This is a genomic window from Acrocarpospora macrocephala (genome assembly GCF_009687865.1).
Classification (GTDB): domain Bacteria; phylum Actinomycetota; class Actinomycetes; order Streptosporangiales; family Streptosporangiaceae; genus Acrocarpospora; species Acrocarpospora macrocephala.
The window spans coordinates 12,714-28,499 of record NZ_BLAE01000056.1 but is presented as its reverse complement, the minus strand read 5'-3'; the positions used below and the strand labels follow the sequence as shown (position 1 = coordinate 28,499).

The window sequence follows — 15,786 nt, the reverse complement described above, 5'->3', positions numbered from 1 at the left end:
TTTCCAGCATGCCCGAAACGTGGTGGCGGGGGGCCGCGATTTACCAGGTCTACCCGCGCAGCTTCGCCGACGGCAACGGCGACGGAATCGGCGACCTCGCCGGCCTGCGGAGTCGCCTGCCGTATCTCGCCGACCTCGGTGTCAACGCCGTATGGCTCACGCCCTGGTATCCGTCCCCGATGGCGGATGGCGGCTACGACGTCGCCGACTACCGGGACATCGAGCCGACCTTCGGCACCCTGGAGGAGGCGGAGAAGTTCATCGCGGAGGCCCACGAGCTGGGCATCAAGGTCATCATCGACGTCGTGCCGAACCACAGCTCCGACCGGAGCGCGTGGTTCCAGGAGGCGCTCGCCGCCGGTCCCGGCTCGGCCGCCAGGCAGCGGTTCTGGTTCCGGGACGAGCCCGGCGACTGGAAGTCCATCTTCGGCGGCCCCGCCTGGACGCAGGTCCCCGACGGCCAGTGGTACCTGCACCTGTTCGCACCGGAGCAGCCCGACTTCAACTGGACCAACCCGGAAGTCCATCAGGAGTTCCACGACGTGCTGCGCTTCTGGTTCGACCGGGGCGTGGACGGCATCCGGATCGACTCGGCCGCCGTGCTCGTCAAGGACTTCGACGGCGGCGACCCCGACGGGTACACCGACCAGCCCGAGGTGCACGACGTCTACCGCGGCTGGCGCCGCCTCGCCGAGGAGTACGACGACCGCATCTTCATCGGCGAAGTCTGGTTCCCCGACCAGGAGCGGTTCGCCCGCTACCTGCGCCCCGACGAGATGCACACCGCCTTCAACTTCGACTTCCTGGCCTGCCCCTGGGACGCCGCCGCGCTACGCCACTCCATCCAGGAGACGATGGCCACCCACATCCCGCTCGGCGCGCCGCCCACCTGGGTGCTCTCCAACCACGACGTGGCCCGGGTGGTCACCCGCTACGGCCGCGAGGACACCTCCTGGGACCACGGTGCCCGCCGCGACGGCGTGCCCGCCGACCTGGAACTCGGCTACCGCCGCTCGCGCGCCGCCGCGCTGCTGGCCATGGCGCTGCCCGGCGGCGTCTACATCTACCAGGGCGAGGAGCTCGGCCTGCCCGAGGTCGACGACATCCCCGGCGAGCTACGCCAGGACCCGATGTGGCCCCGCTCCGGCTACACCATCCCCGGCCGCGACGGCTGCCGCGTCCCGCTGCCCTGGTCCGGCGGCGAGCCGCCGTTCGGGTTCGGTACGGGCGAGCCGTGGCTGCCCCAGCCGGAGGCATGGAACAAGCTCACCGCCGAAGCCCAGGCCCAGGACCTCGGCTCGATGCTGACCCTCTACAAGACCGCGCTCGCCATCCGCCGCGACCGCCTCGGCGACGGCACCCTGACCTGGCTCGACTCCACCCCCGAAGTCCTGGCCTTCACTCGGGAATCCGGCCTGACCTGCCTGGTCAACCTGGGTTCCGAGCCCGTACGGCTCCCGCCGCACGAAACCGTGCTGCTCGCCAGCGGTCCCCTCGAAGGTGAGGAACTTCCTACGGACACTGCGGTATGGCTCGCCTGAATCCGCTCATTCTCGCCACCGGCCTGGAGAAGACCTATCCGGCGCGGGATCGGAAGGGGGCCCCGTTCCGCGCCGTGGCCGGGGTGGACTTCCAGGTCCACCGGGGCGAGGCGTTCGGCTTCCTCGGGCCGAACGGAGCCGGGAAATCCTCCACCATGCGCATGCTCGGCGGGGTGTCCGCGCCCACGGCCGGGTCGCTGCGCATCCTCGGCCTGGACCCGGTCGCCGACGGCCGCCGGGTCCGGGCCCGGCTGGGTGTCGTGCCTCAGGACGACTCCCTCGACACCCAGCTCACCGTCGAGGAGAACCTCGTGGTGTACGGGCTGTACTTCGGCTTGTCTCGCCGAGCCGTGAAGGCTCGGGCTGGGGAGTTGCTGGAGTTCGCCCGGTTGGAGGATAAGGCGGGGGAGCGGGTGGAGCACCTGTCCGGGGGGATGCGGCGGCGGTTGACCATCGCACGGGCGCTGATCAATGAGCCGGAGATCTTGTTGCTGGACGAGCCGACCACCGGGTTGGATCCGCAGGCCAGGCATGTGCTGTGGGATCGGCTCTTCCGGCTCAAGCAGGACGGGGTCACGTTGATTCTGACCACGCATTACATGGATGAGGCGGAGCAGTTGTGCGATCGGCTGGTGGTGATGGACAAGGGGTTGATCGCCGATGAAGGGTCGCCGCGGGAGTTGATCGAGCGGCATGTCACGCGGGAGGTGCTGGAGTTGCGCTTTCCGCCGGGGGAGAACGAGGAGGTCGCGCGAAAGGTGGGCGATCACGTCGAGGTGCTGCCGGATCGGCTGCTCTGGTATGCGGACGACGGCGAACAGGCCTTGGCTCAGGCGACCGAGGCGGGGGTACGCCCGCTTACCGCCTTGGTCCGCCGCGCCAGCCTGGAGGACGTGTTCCTCCGCCTTACGGGCCGTTCTCTCACGGACTGATTTTTCGGGATTTAGTACGCCATGGGTGGACTGATCATGATGTTGGCGGACTGGCGTGATGCCCCGCGTGCCGGTGGGTTGGCGATGGCGTTTCGGGCCATGGCGTACTGGCTGGTGCGGTATCGCCGAACCTGGCGAGGCACGATCGTGGTGAGTGTCGCCAATCCGATCCTGTTTCTGCTGGCGATCGGGGCCGGACTCGGCACGCTGGTCGAAGGGCCGGTCGAGGGGGCGTCCTACCTGGCGTTCTTCGCGCCCGGCCTGCTGGCCGCAGCGGCGTTGCAGAACGCGTTCGTGGAAGCTGGCTTCGTGGTGAACAGCGCGCTGCGGCGAGAGCGCATCTACTCGACCGCCGCAGCGACTCCGCTCGAACCCGGACATATCTTCGCCGGGCATCTGATATTCATCACGCTGCGGCTCTTCCTGAGCGCCGCCGCCTTCGTCATGGCGATGGCGCTGTTCGGATTGATCGAGAACATCGCGATCGCCTTGGCGGTGACCCTCGCGGCCACGCTGACCGGGTTGGCTTTCGCCACACCGCTGGCCGCGTGGGCGGTGACCGTGGCGGACTTTCCCCAGCTCAACACCGTGTTCCGGTTCGTGGTCATGCCGATGTACCTGTTCTCCGGCACATTCTTCTCGGTCACGCAGCTGCCGGCGCCGTTGCGAGCGATCGCGTACGCGCTGCCGCTCTGGCACGGTGTGGATCTGTCCAGAACGCTGGCACTCGGAACCGCCACCCTAGGCACGAGCCTCCTGCACATCGGCTATCTGACCGCCCTCTGCGCCATCGGCGCGATGATCGCGCGCATCACCTACCGGCGGTGTCTCCACGAATGACGAAACTGACGGAACTGAAGGAACGTCCCATGGCCCTGCCTCGCGCCGGAGGCGCCCACCTACTGGTGTTGCGCAACATATGGGTACACAAAGGCGGCAGCCCATGGACGATGGCCCTGTTCTCCATCTTCGAGCCGATCCTCTACCTGCTGGCGATCGGCGTCGGCATCGGCGCCCTGGTCGGCGACGTCCCCGGGATCGACGTCCCGTACGCCACCTTCATCGCCCCCGCCCTGCTGGCCACCGCCGTAATGAACAGCGCCCTGGAAGAAACCACCCAGACCGCCTACGCCAAACTCACCTTCGACCGCTTCTACCACGCCCTGGTCGTCACCCCCATGACAGTCACCGGCCTGGTGACCGGCGAGATCGCCTGGGGCATGCTGCGCGGCCTCATCACCGGACTCGGCTTCCTCACCGCCGTCACCGCCTTCGGCCTGGTCACCTCCCCCTGGATCCTGCTGGCCCTCCCCGGCAGCCTCCTCATCGCCTACACCTTCGGCGCCGCCGGTTTCCTCGTAGCCGGCTACGTCCGAAGCTGGGACGACTTCCAGTACACCCAACTCGTCATGCTCCCCATGTTCCTCTTCGCCACCACCTTCTACCCCGTAACGATCTACCCCGAGCCCATCCAACTCATCGTGAAAGCCCTCCCCCTCTACCACGCGATCGAACTGATCCGCCAACCCGCCCTCGGCCAACTAGAACCAACCCTCCTAGCCAACGCCACCTACCTACTCGTCCTAGGCACCACCTGCCTCCTCCTGGCCCGCCGCAGATGGCAGCGCCTCTTGTCCGCTTAGCAACCGAACGGGATGGCGGCGTTCCTGTCGGCTTAGCCGCTGAACGGATTAATGCGCAGATGGCGGCCTCCTAGCCACGGAACAGAATGTCGGCGCCAGTGCGGCGAGAACCACCTATCGAACGGATTGATGCCGCAGCTGGCGACGCCTCCTGTCCGCCCAGTGCTGTGACCGGGAACGTTCACCGGGTCGTCCGCTCGCGAGACGCCATCGGCCGCGACGCTCGGATCCTTCATAAGCTCGGGTACATGACGATCATCATCCGGCCGGCCGCTGAGACGGACCTGTCGGCGCTGCTGGCGCTCTACGGTGAGCTGAACCCCGACGATGCGCCGTTGCCGACGAAGTCCACACGAGACATCTGGGCGGCTATCCGCCTCCAGCAAGGCCGGACCGTGCTGGTTGCGGCCCTGAACGGCGTGCTGGCAGGCACAGCAGACTGTGTGGTCCTGCCGAACCTCACTCGCGGCGGGCGATCGATCCTGGTCGTGGAGAACGTCGTGGTCGCTAGCGCCCATCGCCGACGCGGCGTCGGCAGGCAATTGATGGACGCCGCTGTACGACTCGCCGAATCAGCTGGCTGCTACAAGATCCAGCTGTTGGCAGCCGACGGGCATGAAGCCCACACGTTCTACCGAGCCTGCGGTTTCCGGCCACTTGCCCAGGGATTTCGCCGATACCTCGACCATGACCGGATCGCCCCTGAACCCGGTGAACGTTCCCGGTCACAGCACTAACCATCGAACAGAATGCTGCCGCCGCTCTCGGCGCCGGTGCGGCGAGAACCTTCACTTGCGTGAACGGGGCCGGATAACAGCGAGCAACCTGGTCATCCTGTTGGCGCTTATGCCAGCCGGGGAATCGTGGCCGTGAACGCCTCGGCGAGGGCGGCCATGTCGGCGGTCCGATAGGCGTGTTTGTTGTAGATCATTGAGCCGGTTAGCGAGCCGTCCGGGTGTTCGGTGATGAGGAGTTCAGGCGGGTGGGTGTCCGGGTCGTCGTCGGCCAGGCACCATTCCATGATCGGGCCGGCCGGGATGGGGAACTCCTGGGACGGCAGGCCGGGGAGGTGGGCGGGGCGGCCCCAGCTTTCGAATCGGAAGTACGCCGGGTAGGGGACCAGTTCGTGCAGGCGAGCGAAGTTGTGGAACTGGTGATCGTTGGCGGTGAGGATGGCTCGGCGAACTCGGGCGATAATGCCTCCCCCCTGGGCGTCTCCGCTGTCGCTGTCTGGTGCCCTGATATCTCCGTGGTTGGTGTCCTCGTCCCTCGTGTTGTCGATGAGGATGCGGAGGAGGTTCCAGCGGAACAGGCAGCCGATGGTGGCTTCGAATTCGGGGCGGGAGCGGCCGGTGACAGGGGTGGCGAGGACGATTTCGGGGGAGTCGGCCCAGGTGCTCAAGGTGGTGGCCCAGGCGGCGGCGAGGACCATGGCTGAGGTCGCGTTGTGGCGGCTGGCCAGGTCGCGTACGGGAGCGATGGGGAAATCGTGCGAGATGGCCGCGCACAGGGTCACGGTGGGGGAGCGGCCGGGGAGGGCCGGGAGGGTGCTTGGGGCTCCGGTGAGCGTTGCCGTCCAGTGGGGGCGGGTTCGGCGCCATTCGCGGTGTTCGAAGGCGACGAAGTCGGCGTACTGGACGGGTGGAGGGAGGGGCGAAGGGGCGTTGTGGCTGAAGGCGGAGTAGAGCACGCCCAGCTCCCGGAGGAGGACTCCGGCCGACCAGCCGTCGAAGATCATGTGGTGGGCGGCTAGGACGAGGACGGTGGACTCCACGCTGCCGCCGAAATGGCCCGTGGCGGCCTCCGGGCCGCCGCTCGATTGTGTGCCCATCGTGGCCTCGGGGCTACCGCCGGATTGTGTGCCCGTGGTGGATTTCGGGCTACCGCCGGATTGTGTGCCCGCCTCGGGGCTGCCGTCGGATTGTGTGCCCGTGGTGGATTTCGGGCTACCGCCGGATTGTGTGCCCGCCTCGGGGCTGCCGTCGGATTGTGGGCCCGTGGTGGATTTGGGGCTGCCGGTGGATTGTGCGTGCGTGGTGGAATTCGCGGTGCTGGTGGAGTTGGTGGAACCCGCGCCGCCGGTGGGGCCGCAATCCCGGTAAAGGCCACCACCGGCGGCGGGTTCTCCCGCGCAGCCCGTACGCCTACGGCGAAGGCGAATCAGGGCGGCGCGGAGCAATGGCCCCCGGCCGATGTCGAAAGGTGCGCGGACGAGGTCGGCCGCGAGTTGCCCGGCTTCGGCTTCGTCGGAGGCTTCGTGGACGGTGACGTGGACATTGGATTCCGGTTCGATGAAGGCTCGGCCGTCTCTGAAGACGGTTCGCAGAGCTTCGTGCCTTCTGACGAGCTCGGCCAGGCAGCGGTCGACGAGACCCGCATCGACCTGCCCATCGATCTGGACGGCGACGTGAACAGGCGGCATATGCCGGGTCTCGGCAGCGGCGTGCATCCAGCGCCACCAATGCTCCTGAACCCCGGAGAGCGCACCCAATTCTGCCGATATTTCGGGATAAATCAGGTTCTGGGTGGGGGTGTGTAGGGTCACGTGCTCGGCTTGAGCCGACAGCGTCGGATGATCGAAGGCGAGCGTGCCCGGAACGTCGACGCCGAACTCCTCAGTCGCCCGCGTGGCGAGTTGGGTGGCTTTGAGGGAGTCGCCGCCCAGGGCGAAGAAGTCGTCGTCGGGGCTCGTGACCGGCAGGCCGAGCACCCCGCTCCACAACCGGGCCAGCGCCCGCTGCTCCGGCGTCTCCAACGGCCGCCCCTTGGCATTCCGGGGCGCCGTGAAAAGCTCGCGGAGTTCACTCTTGAGGACCTTGCCCAGCTCGTTTCGAGGCAACGCGTCCACGAAGGCGTACCGTGTGGGGATTTCGTTGCGGGCCAGTCGTTGATGCAGGAATGTCCGGAGCTCGTCGGCGGTGGCCGGGCTTCGTGGCACCACGGCAGCCGCCACCATCGCCCCCATCACCGGATGCGGCACCCCGAGCACGGCGACCTCCGCCACCGCGGGATGTTCCTGCAACGCCGCCTCAACCTGCAGCGTGGAGATCTTCAAACCCCCGGACTTGATCACGTCGGATTCACGTCCGACCAGGTAGAGATACCCGTCCTGATCCAGGTACCCGAGATCTCCCATCCGCGTCCACCCACGCTGGAACACCCGCTCGCTCGCCTGCGGATCCCCGTAGTACGAGCGTTGCGCGGCGGGCGCCCGCAACCACACCTCCCCGACCTCCCCGATCCCGGCGGCTTCCCCGTCCTCCCCGGTGATCCGGAGATCCCCCGACTCGGTGGCCCGCCCCACCGAATGCGGCCGAGCCGGATCAACGATCATGGTCGTCTGCGCCGGCACCGCCTCCGTCGAGGTGTAGAAGTTCACGATCGTGGCCTTCGGAAAAGCCTCCGGAAGCGCGACGGCCACATGCGGGGGCAGCGCGTCCGCCGACGAACTGAGCAGAAGCACAGAAGACAGATCATGTCGCCGCCACGCTCCCGAGTTCAGCAGGTCAACGGCCATCGAGGGCACCAGGAACACGGTCCCCACCCGATGCTCCGCGATCAAGGCACAGAACCGCTCCGCCTCGAACACCGAGGCCACAAGCGCGGCCGGATGCGCGACAAGTGTGTTGACGAGCATCATCTGCCCCGCATTCGTCCCAATCGGGAACGCATGCAGAAAATGCTCCGAGTGGGACAACATCCGATACCCCGGATGCGGCCGATGCCCAAAAGCCAGGTTGGCATGACTGGCCGCAACCCCCTTCGGCCGCCCCGTAGTCCCAGTTGTGTACAGGATCTGCGCCAAATCACCAGACCCGACCACAGGCTCCCAACGACTCCCGCTCGGCTCCTCGCTCCCAGAATCGGGATGCCGGCCGATCCCTGTCCAGATGAGACTCGGGTGGGACGAGAGATTCCCATCGAGCTCCTTCCGGGCGATCTCAGGGTTGGGCGTGCCGATCCCTGTCCAAATGAGACTCGGGTGGGACGAGAGATTCCCGCCGAGCTCCTTCCGGGCGATCTCAGGGTTGGGCGTGCCGATCCCTGTCCAAATGAGACTCGGGTGGGACGAGAGATTCCCGCTGAGCTCCTTCCGGGCGGTCCCAGGGTTGGGCGTGCCGATCCCTGTCCAAATGAGACTCGGGTGGGACGAGAGATTCCCGCTGAGCTCCCTGCGGGCGGTCCCAGCGTCGGGCTCGCCGATCCCTGTCCAAGCAAGCCCCAGTTGGGTCGCAGCGTGGATCTCCCTCTGGGTGACTCTGGCGATCTCTGTCCCTGCGGTGCCCGGTTGGAGCGCAGGATCCTGACGGGTCTCCCTGCGAGTGGCGTGGGAGTCGATTTCGGGATTTCGGGCGATTCCTGTTGAAGAGACGGCGGACTCATCCGTCGTGGCGGTGGAAGTCCGGGCAGGGCCGGTGTGGAGGGGTTGGTTGAGGATCCAGCGGGCTTGGCAGTCTTCGAGCATCAGGCGGAGGGTGGCGTCGGTTTGGCGGGACGGGAGGGGGACCGCCACGCCGCCCGCGCGGAGGACACCCAGGAACGCGATCGCGTAGTCCGCCCAGTGGGCGTTGTCGTAGCGCAGGCCGACGCGATCGCCGGGCGTGAGGCCCCGTTCGAGTAGTTCGAACGCGGTGGCGTCGGCTTGTTCGTCCCATTCGCCGAAGCTCAACTTCACGGTGTCGTCGCAGATCAAAGCCGTTCTCGACGGTTGCTCCCTGGCTCTTGCCCGGAGCAGTCCGGGGAGTGTGACGGTCATCGTCCGCTTCTTCCGCAGCCGTGGATGATCTCTCGGAGTAAACCACTCCGAACGAATCATCACAAGTATCTAGCAAACGGATGCAATTTCTAGTCATACTCACGAAATAAGCGATCGTTGGGGCGGTTCAATGGAACACGTTCGAATCTCGGTCCCGCAGAGCGGCATCTGGTTCAACGAGCAGCTCAGTGACCTGGGAGCGGTTCATCACATGCCGTTCGCGGTCCGGTTCGCCGGTCCCGTGGACATTCCGGCGCTGGGCCGGGCGTGCGCGCGAGTGGTCGAACGGCATCCGCTGCTCAGGGCGGCGATCCGGCAAACGGACGGGGTTCCGTACCTGGTCGAGGGATTGCCGGTCCGGGTCGAGCTCGGTTCGGACCCGGAGGAGGAGATTCTCCGGCCGTTCGATCTGGAGAAAGGGCCGCTGGCGCGGATGAGCCTGCTCGACGACGGGCGGCTGCTCGTCGTCGTGCACCATCTGGCCTTCGACGGGCAGTCGACCGACGTCTTCGTGGCCGATCTGGCGGCGTGTTATCGGGCCGAGGTCGAGGGTTTCGCGCCGGAGCTGCCGGGGCTCGGTCCGGGTGAGGGTCCCGATCAGGAGGCGGCGCGGATCGCGGCGGGGGCGCCGGCGGCCCGGGCGTACTGGTCGGGGCGGTGGGCCGAGCCTGACGAGGTCGTGCTGCCCGGGTTCGACCGGTCTGACCAGGAGGTTCAGGCGGGAGACGCGGTCGAGTTCCGGCTGCCCGAATCCGTGCTCGCGAATGCCGCCGAGCGGCTCGGCGTGACGCGGTTCGAGCTGGTCGTCGCCAGCGTGCACGCGCTTCTACGCCGTTACGGCAACGAACGCCCGGTGACCGCTCTAGATCTTGGGCTACGGCCCGCGGAGGCGCTTGGCCGCATCGGCGTGTACGTGAACGAGTTACCCTTCGCCTCGGAACCATCGCCGGATGTGAGCTTCGCGGAGTTCGCCCGGTCGGTTCGAGCCGGATTGCGGGAGCTCTATCGCGTTCGCGAGGTTCCGCTGGGGCGGGCGGTTTCCGGGCTCCGGCCTGGGGTCTCGCTCGCGCCCGTCTCGCTGACCTATCGCCGCCGGATCGCGCCACCATCAGGGACCAGCGTGGACTGGGTGGTCTTCAACCGCACCGCCCGCAATGCCCTGCGCATTCACCTGGTGGACGGGCCGGACGGACTGGGCGTCATGTTCCAATTCGCGCCTCGATCGATCGCTCGCGCCGACGTGGAACGGATCGCCGCGCACTGGCAGGCAATCCTCGCCCAGGTCACGAAAAATCCGGATATCGCGTTGCGGGGATTGGAGGTCGCCGATGGACCGGTCGTGGCAGGGGCGGACACCGCGTACCCGCAGGTGAGCGTTCTGGACCTGGTCCAGGAGCAGGTCGCGTCGACACCGGACGCGGTCGCCGTGATCAGCGGCGAGACCCGCCTGACCTACGCCGAGCTAGATCGCCTAGCCGAGCGGCTCTCAGAACAGCTCAGGCTGGCCGGAGTCAAAACGGGCGATCTGGTCGCCCTCTCTGCCGGGCGCTCGGAGCGATCGGTGACGGGAGTCCTAGCCTGCTGGAAGGCCGGCACCGCCTACCTGCCACTCGACCCCGCATACCCGGCAGAACGCCTCAACTACATCCTCACTGACTCTGGCGCCAAGGTCCTCCTCGCCGACCCAGGCACTCACTTGCCGGGCGTGACAGTGGTCCCATTCGCCGATCCTCATACTGATCACGCACCCACGACAGCGGCTTCGTTCGCCGATCGCGCGGCTGCGGTTTCGGTTGCCGTTCCTGGCGTCGATCACGTGGGTTCGAGTGCGGATCTCGCGGCTGCGGTGTCGTTTGCCGATGCTGGCGTCGATCGCCTGGATTCGGGCGCTGACCACGCGGTCGCGGCTTCGTTCGCCAATCAGGGCGCCAATCACTCAGCTGCCGACGCGGCCTCGTTCGCCGCTCCGGGCACCGACCACGCGGCTGCGGTTTCGTTCCCCGGCCCTGGTACCAATCAGGTGGCTTCGGTCTCCGATTCGGGCGCTGATCTCGCGGATGGGGTTTCGTTTGCCGGTCCTGGGAGTGATAGCGGAACCGGGGATGTGGGTGCATTCGCCGGTTCGAGTAGCTACCCCGTGGCTGCGAGTGTGGTTTCGCGGTCTCAGTCGGATTCAGTTGGTGGCGAGCTCGCGTATGTGATTTACACCTCGGGGTCCACTGGGCGGCCCAAGGGCGTCGAGATTGAGCATCGGGCGTTGGCCAACCTGCTGTTGGCGATGCGCGATGAGCTTCGCGCCGAAGCGGGGAATGTCTGGCTGGCTGTGACGTCGTTGTCTTTCGATATCTCGGTGCTGGAGTTGTGGCTTCCGCTGATCACGGGGGGCTCGGTTGTTGTCGCTGCGGAGCCCGAGACGGCCGATGGCGCGGCTCTGACGAAGCTTGCCGAGCGTCACCGGATCAGCCACCTGCAGGCCACTCCGTCGACCTGGCGTCTGTTGCTGGATGCTGGGTTCGCCTTCGAAGGAACCGCTCTCACTGGAGGCGAAGCTCTTCCGTTGCCGTTGGCCGGGCAGCTTCGGGCGCGAGTGGGGCGGCTGCTCAACATGTATGGACCGACCGAGACCACGATTTGGTCCACGCTGGCCGACATTCCGCTCAATCCCGATCGGGTGAGGATTGGGCGTCCGCTTGCCAACACCCAGCTGCTGATTCTCGACGACAACCTTGACCCGGTCCCACGTGGCGTGCCTGGTGAGCTTTACATCGCCGGAGCTGGGCTCGCTCGTGGCTATCTCAACCGGCCTGAGCTGACGGCCGAACGGTTTCTCACCCAGCCGGTTCGGATGTATCGCACCGGCGATCGGGTCCGCCTCCGGGGGGACGAACTGGAGTTCCTGGGGCGTACCGACAATCAGATCAAACTTCGTGGGCACCGCATCGAGCTTGGCGAGATCGAAGCCTGCCTGCTGGCGCACGCGAAGGAGGCCGCGGTCGCGGTCCAGGACGAGCAACTCATCGCGTACACCGTGGGCGGCGCTCCTGACCTGCGCCGCCACCTCGCGCGCCAGTTGCCCGCCTACATGGTGCCGGCTGCGTTCGTCGAGCTCGACACACTGCCGTTGACCCCCAACGGCAAGCTCGACCGCGCCGCTCTACCCCGTTATGACGAGCCCGTCGCCGACGTCCAGGCGGGCGGATCGCCGCTGGAAGCCGTCGCGGAGATCTGGGCGGACGTGTTTGGCTTGGCTGGCATCGATCCGGAAGAGAGCCTTTTCGACCTGGGCGGCCACTCCCTCACCATCGCCCAGATCGCGGCCAGAATCCGCGACCGATTCAACGTCGATGTCCCGTTCTACGCCTTCTTCGACACACCCACGATCGCCGGAATCGCCGCCATGGTCAGCGAGCGAGGAGGCATCCCGTGACCCCGGGCCAGGAACGCCTGCGGTTCCTCCACCGCCTCGACCCAGCCGACGCTTCGTACAACAATGTCGGTCGCCTTGCGAATCCACGGGTCCCTTGACCGTACGGCCGGGTTCGCGCTCAATCTGTGGCTCACGCACCCCACACGCCGAGCGCCACCCGCCTAGGAACTGCCGGATCCCCGCGCGGTGGAGGTGGCGAAGGGCTCGCCCGACGAACTCCTGGTCGTCAGTGAACGACGATTTCGGTCAAAGCTCGCCGCAGCGAGGGTGGACGGCTCTACTCGGCGGAAGAATTGTCCGGCTGGTTGGTGAAGGCCGGATGTGCGGATGTTCGCGTCAGCGAACTGGAACGGTCGGCAAGCCATACTTTGCTCAGCGCGGGCCCTGTTCCGACTGTTCTGCGGTAGATACCGTGTGATCGTGACCGACTGGCGCGCGATCGCTCATGAACATTATCCGGATTGGGGCGAAGACGACGCCGCCATCGCCGCCGATGACACCGCCCGGCTGGACGCCCTCGGAGTCCGTCACAGCCCGGCCGCCGACTGGGACCGCGGCCCCTACCAGCCCCTTGAGGCCTATGGTATCGAGCTACCCGTGCTCGCGCTGGTCGCCTCCGACCCGCAGGAACTGCCGCCGGACCGGGAATGGCTGGCCGCGCAGACCTTCTCCGACGGGATCTCCTGCTTCCACAACACCGACATTCTCACCATCCTGCGACCTCGGTCGCCGGAAGGGCTGGCCCGCTTGGCGGCGGCGTATTACGGGTCCAACATCGCGTACGCGGATCTGGATCAGACGGTCGGTTACCGGGATCGGCTTCGCGAATTTCTCGGGGCCGACTGCGCGCTCAGTTATCGCTGGTGGAGCGAGGCGCGCTTCTCGGTCGACCTCGACAGCCTCGCCGCGCTCACCGACGAGCAGGTCACCCTCCCCGAGGCCGACCACGTGCAACTAGTCGTCATCGCCGCCAACTCCGAGATCCACGAACCGGACGAGCCCGGCGAAGTCGCCCCCGTGAGCTTCGAATTCGGGCCGTTCGTCACCGTCGCCGAATACCAGCGGCAGGCGGCCGAACGGGAAGAGCCGGAGTTCCGGCCGGCGGCCGAGCTCGGGCTGACCCTCCCCGCGCTGGTCCTCGCGACGTACGGCGATCTCGACGATTCGGTCAGCCCCGAATACACCTGGCACGCCCTCGACCATGATCGCGAGCGTTTCGTCACGGTTCTGGAGCCTTTGCCCGCCGTGGCCGAAGGAGTGGCCACGCTCGCGGCCGAGTTCACCGGGCGCGTGCCGGACGACGACGTGATCCCGTTCGACGTGGTCCTCGCCTATCGTGCCCGCCTGAAGGACCTGCTCGGCGCCGACTGCGTGCAGAGCTTCCGCGAGCTTTCGCCGGGTGTGTGCCCGATCGACATCGATTTCCTGGAGACGCTCACGGGCAAGCCGCTCGCCGCGTACACGGATGACCCCGACTCTTGGGAGATCATGCTCCTGGTCTGATCACGTCCGATGCCAGCGCGCCTCCGCGAAGCAGTACACGGCGAACAGCACGACGCCGCTCGCGACGACGACCAGCAGCCACGGACCCACCGGGGTGTCGGCCAGCGCCTTGAGCGCGCCGTCGATACCCACCGCTTTTTCGGGATCGTACGTGAGAGCGGCCTGGCAGATGAGGCCTCCGGCCGCCACAGCGATCGCCCCACGAGCGACATATCCGGCCTTGCCGAGCTTCACCACGGTTGCCCGGGCTCGGGACACGGTGACGGTCATGTGCCGCATGAATCGTTCGGTCAAGCCCTCGCGGATCGAGTACACACCGAGCGCCACCACCCCCAGGCCGAGCAGCACGACGAGCAGCTGACCCGCAGGCAGCTCGAACAGCAGTCGTGTCACGTCCTGGGACTGCTCGTCGGTCGAGCTCGCATTCTTCCCGGACAGGAGCAGACCCAGCAGCGAGACCACGAGGACGACATAGACGACCACCTGGCCGGCGGCCTCGACGCGGTCCAGGGGCTCGTGCGACCCGAAGATCATTTCCCCGGTCTGCCAGAGGGCCAGGCCTGCCAGCCCGAACGCCATGATCCACAGAAGCAACCCGCCCAGCGGACGGCTCGCGACGAGGTGGATGGCGCCGCTTTTGTCGGCTTCCGTGCTGACCCCGTTGCCGAGGCCGATCTGTAGCGCGACCAGGCCGATAAGCCCGTAGAGCACGCCTCTGGCGGCGAAACCGATCTTCGCCGCCCGCTCAAGAATCGGGTGTTCCGCCACCCTTCTGGCGATCCGCGTGGGGCTCGTGCTGACCATGGGCTCCTCCTCGGGCCGAGGCTGTCCCTCCCCACTGCTCCCTCCGATCCATTCCAAACCAAAGGTAAAGTTTGTCAGGTTTTCCTGTGGTTTGAGCATCGATGGGATTAATGTCCGGTTACTCATCCGTGACCAAACCCCCAGGAGATCCCCCATTTCCAGCATCGCGGACAAGCTGCTTGATGCGGCCCGGCAGGAGTTGGGTTACCGCGTTGAGCACGGTCAGAAGAGCAAGTACGGCGCCTGGTACGCGGAAGGCACCTCGGCCGGGTTCGCCAACGCCCCCTGGTGCGACTCCTTCGTCTCGTGGGCGGCCGGCACGGCGGGCGTGAGCAAGTCCGTCGGCAAGTTCGCCCACACCCCCGACCACCAGGCCTGGTTCAAGACCCAGAACGCCTGGGCCACCCGGCCGCAACCCGGCGCCGTCGCCTTCCTCAAGAAGCACGCCCAGGTCGGCATCGTGGAAGAGGCCGCCAGCGGCAAGGTCACCACCATCGAAGCCCTGCACGGCAAGGTCCAGCGCGTCACCCGCCCCGAATCCGAATTCTCCGGGTACGGCGTGCCCAAGCAGGTCCAGACCCCGCTCTTCAAGGGCAGCACCACCGCGTCGTACTTCTGGGACGACGGGTCCGGTATCAATGGCGACACGGGTTCGCCCGCCTCGGGCAAACCCATGCAGAAAGGCCTGGCCGCCAGCCCCAGCTGGCCGATGGGGACCGAAGGCTACGTCATCCACAACGGCCGGAAAGCCGACTTCTTCGTCGGCGATCGAGGGCCCGGCGTTCCATCGGGCAGCGGCGTCATGCTCGACCTGGACGGCAAGACCTTCGCCGAGCTCACCGGAAGCAGTTGGAACAGCTCCAACCTGACCGTAAGTGGCGGCGAGGGCCACATCAAAATCGAATACGTGATCACCAAATGGGGTTCAGGCCTGGGCAAGAAGGGCGCCCCCGCCCCGTTCTCCACCGGCGCCTACAACATGCGAGACAGCTCACCCCCTAAACCACCCACCCCCAAGTTCCCAACCCCCAAAGTCTCCGAAGTCACCAAAATCTGCGCATCCACGCCCGATAAGAGCCCGGTCACCACCAAGAAGATCGCTAACACCGAGACAAGCGCCGACATCGGGACAAGCGCCAACACCATGACTACGGTGGGAACCGCGACCCCCGCGATCCAG

9 protein-coding genes and 1 pseudogene are annotated in these 15,786 nt (G+C 66.8%); 8 read left to right on the top strand and 2 right to left on the bottom strand.

Annotated features, from left to right (window positions below; genetic code table 11):
- Positions 1–8: 8 nt before the first annotated feature.
- The 5 genes from Amac_RS38870 to Amac_RS38850 all read left to right on the top strand — a co-directional run bounded on the left by Amac_RS38870 (position 9) and on the right by Amac_RS38850 (position 4,853).
- Positions 9–1,541 (top strand): glycoside hydrolase family 13 protein, encoded by a 1,533-nt coding sequence (locus tag Amac_RS38870; RefSeq protein ID WP_155359422.1) that lies wholly within the window; start codon positions 9–11, stop codon positions 1,539–1,541.
- Positions 1,529–2,473, top strand: coding sequence for an ABC transporter ATP-binding protein (locus Amac_RS38865; RefSeq protein ID WP_155359421.1), 945 nt, complete (start codon positions 1,529–1,531; stop codon positions 2,471–2,473). Before Amac_RS38870 ends, Amac_RS38865 begins: the two co-directional genes overlap by 13 nt.
- Before the next feature lie 36 nt (positions 2,474–2,509).
- Positions 2,510–3,313, top strand: coding sequence for an ABC transporter permease (locus Amac_RS38860; protein WP_170322880.1), 804 nt, complete (start codon positions 2,510–2,512; stop codon positions 3,311–3,313).
- 29 nt (positions 3,314–3,342) lie between these two features.
- Positions 3,343–4,116 carry an ABC transporter permease gene (locus Amac_RS38855; protein WP_155359419.1) on the top strand — a complete coding sequence of 258 codons (774 nt, stop codon included), beginning with the start codon at positions 3,343–3,345 and terminating at the stop codon, positions 4,114–4,116.
- A 248-nt stretch (positions 4,117–4,364) separates the two neighbouring features.
- Positions 4,365–4,853 (top strand): GNAT family N-acetyltransferase, encoded by a 489-nt coding sequence (locus Amac_RS38850; RefSeq protein WP_155359418.1) that lies wholly within the window; start codon positions 4,365–4,367, stop codon positions 4,851–4,853.
- A gap of 107 nt (positions 4,854–4,960) precedes the next feature.
- On the opposite strand, the gene Amac_RS55550 is transcribed toward Amac_RS38850, so the two are convergent.
- A complete protein-coding gene (locus Amac_RS55550; protein WP_218041555.1) occupies positions 4,961–8,872 on the bottom strand; it encodes an AMP-binding protein in 3,912 nt (1,303 codons plus the stop codon).
- Positions 8,873–9,002: 130 nt separating this feature from the next.
- On the opposite strand from Amac_RS55550, the gene Amac_RS38825 reads away from it, so the two are divergent.
- Together Amac_RS38825 and Amac_RS38820 are read left to right on the top strand one after the other, a co-directional pair.
- On the top strand, positions 9,003–12,299 hold the full coding sequence (locus tag Amac_RS38825) for a non-ribosomal peptide synthetase (protein WP_155359417.1): 3,297 nt from the start codon (positions 9,003–9,005) through the stop codon (positions 12,297–12,299).
- A 420-nt stretch (positions 12,300–12,719) separates the two neighbouring features.
- Positions 12,720–13,802: a hypothetical protein gene (locus tag Amac_RS38820; protein ID WP_155359416.1), complete on the top strand. Its 1,083-nt coding sequence runs from the start codon at positions 12,720–12,722 to the stop codon at positions 13,800–13,802.
- Here Amac_RS38820 and Amac_RS38815 read toward each other — a convergent pair whose 3' ends face one another.
- Complete coding sequence (locus tag Amac_RS38815; protein ID WP_155359415.1) at positions 13,803–14,606, bottom strand: DUF1206 domain-containing protein; 804 nt, start codon at positions 14,604–14,606, stop codon at positions 13,803–13,805.
- A gap of 673 nt (positions 14,607–15,279) precedes the next feature.
- On the opposite strand from Amac_RS38815, the pseudogene Amac_RS58435 reads away from it, so the two are divergent.
- Positions 15,280–15,568: pseudogene (locus tag Amac_RS58435) on the top strand (hypothetical protein); the annotation flags it as partial.
- Between the last annotated feature and the right edge of the window lie 218 nt (positions 15,569–15,786).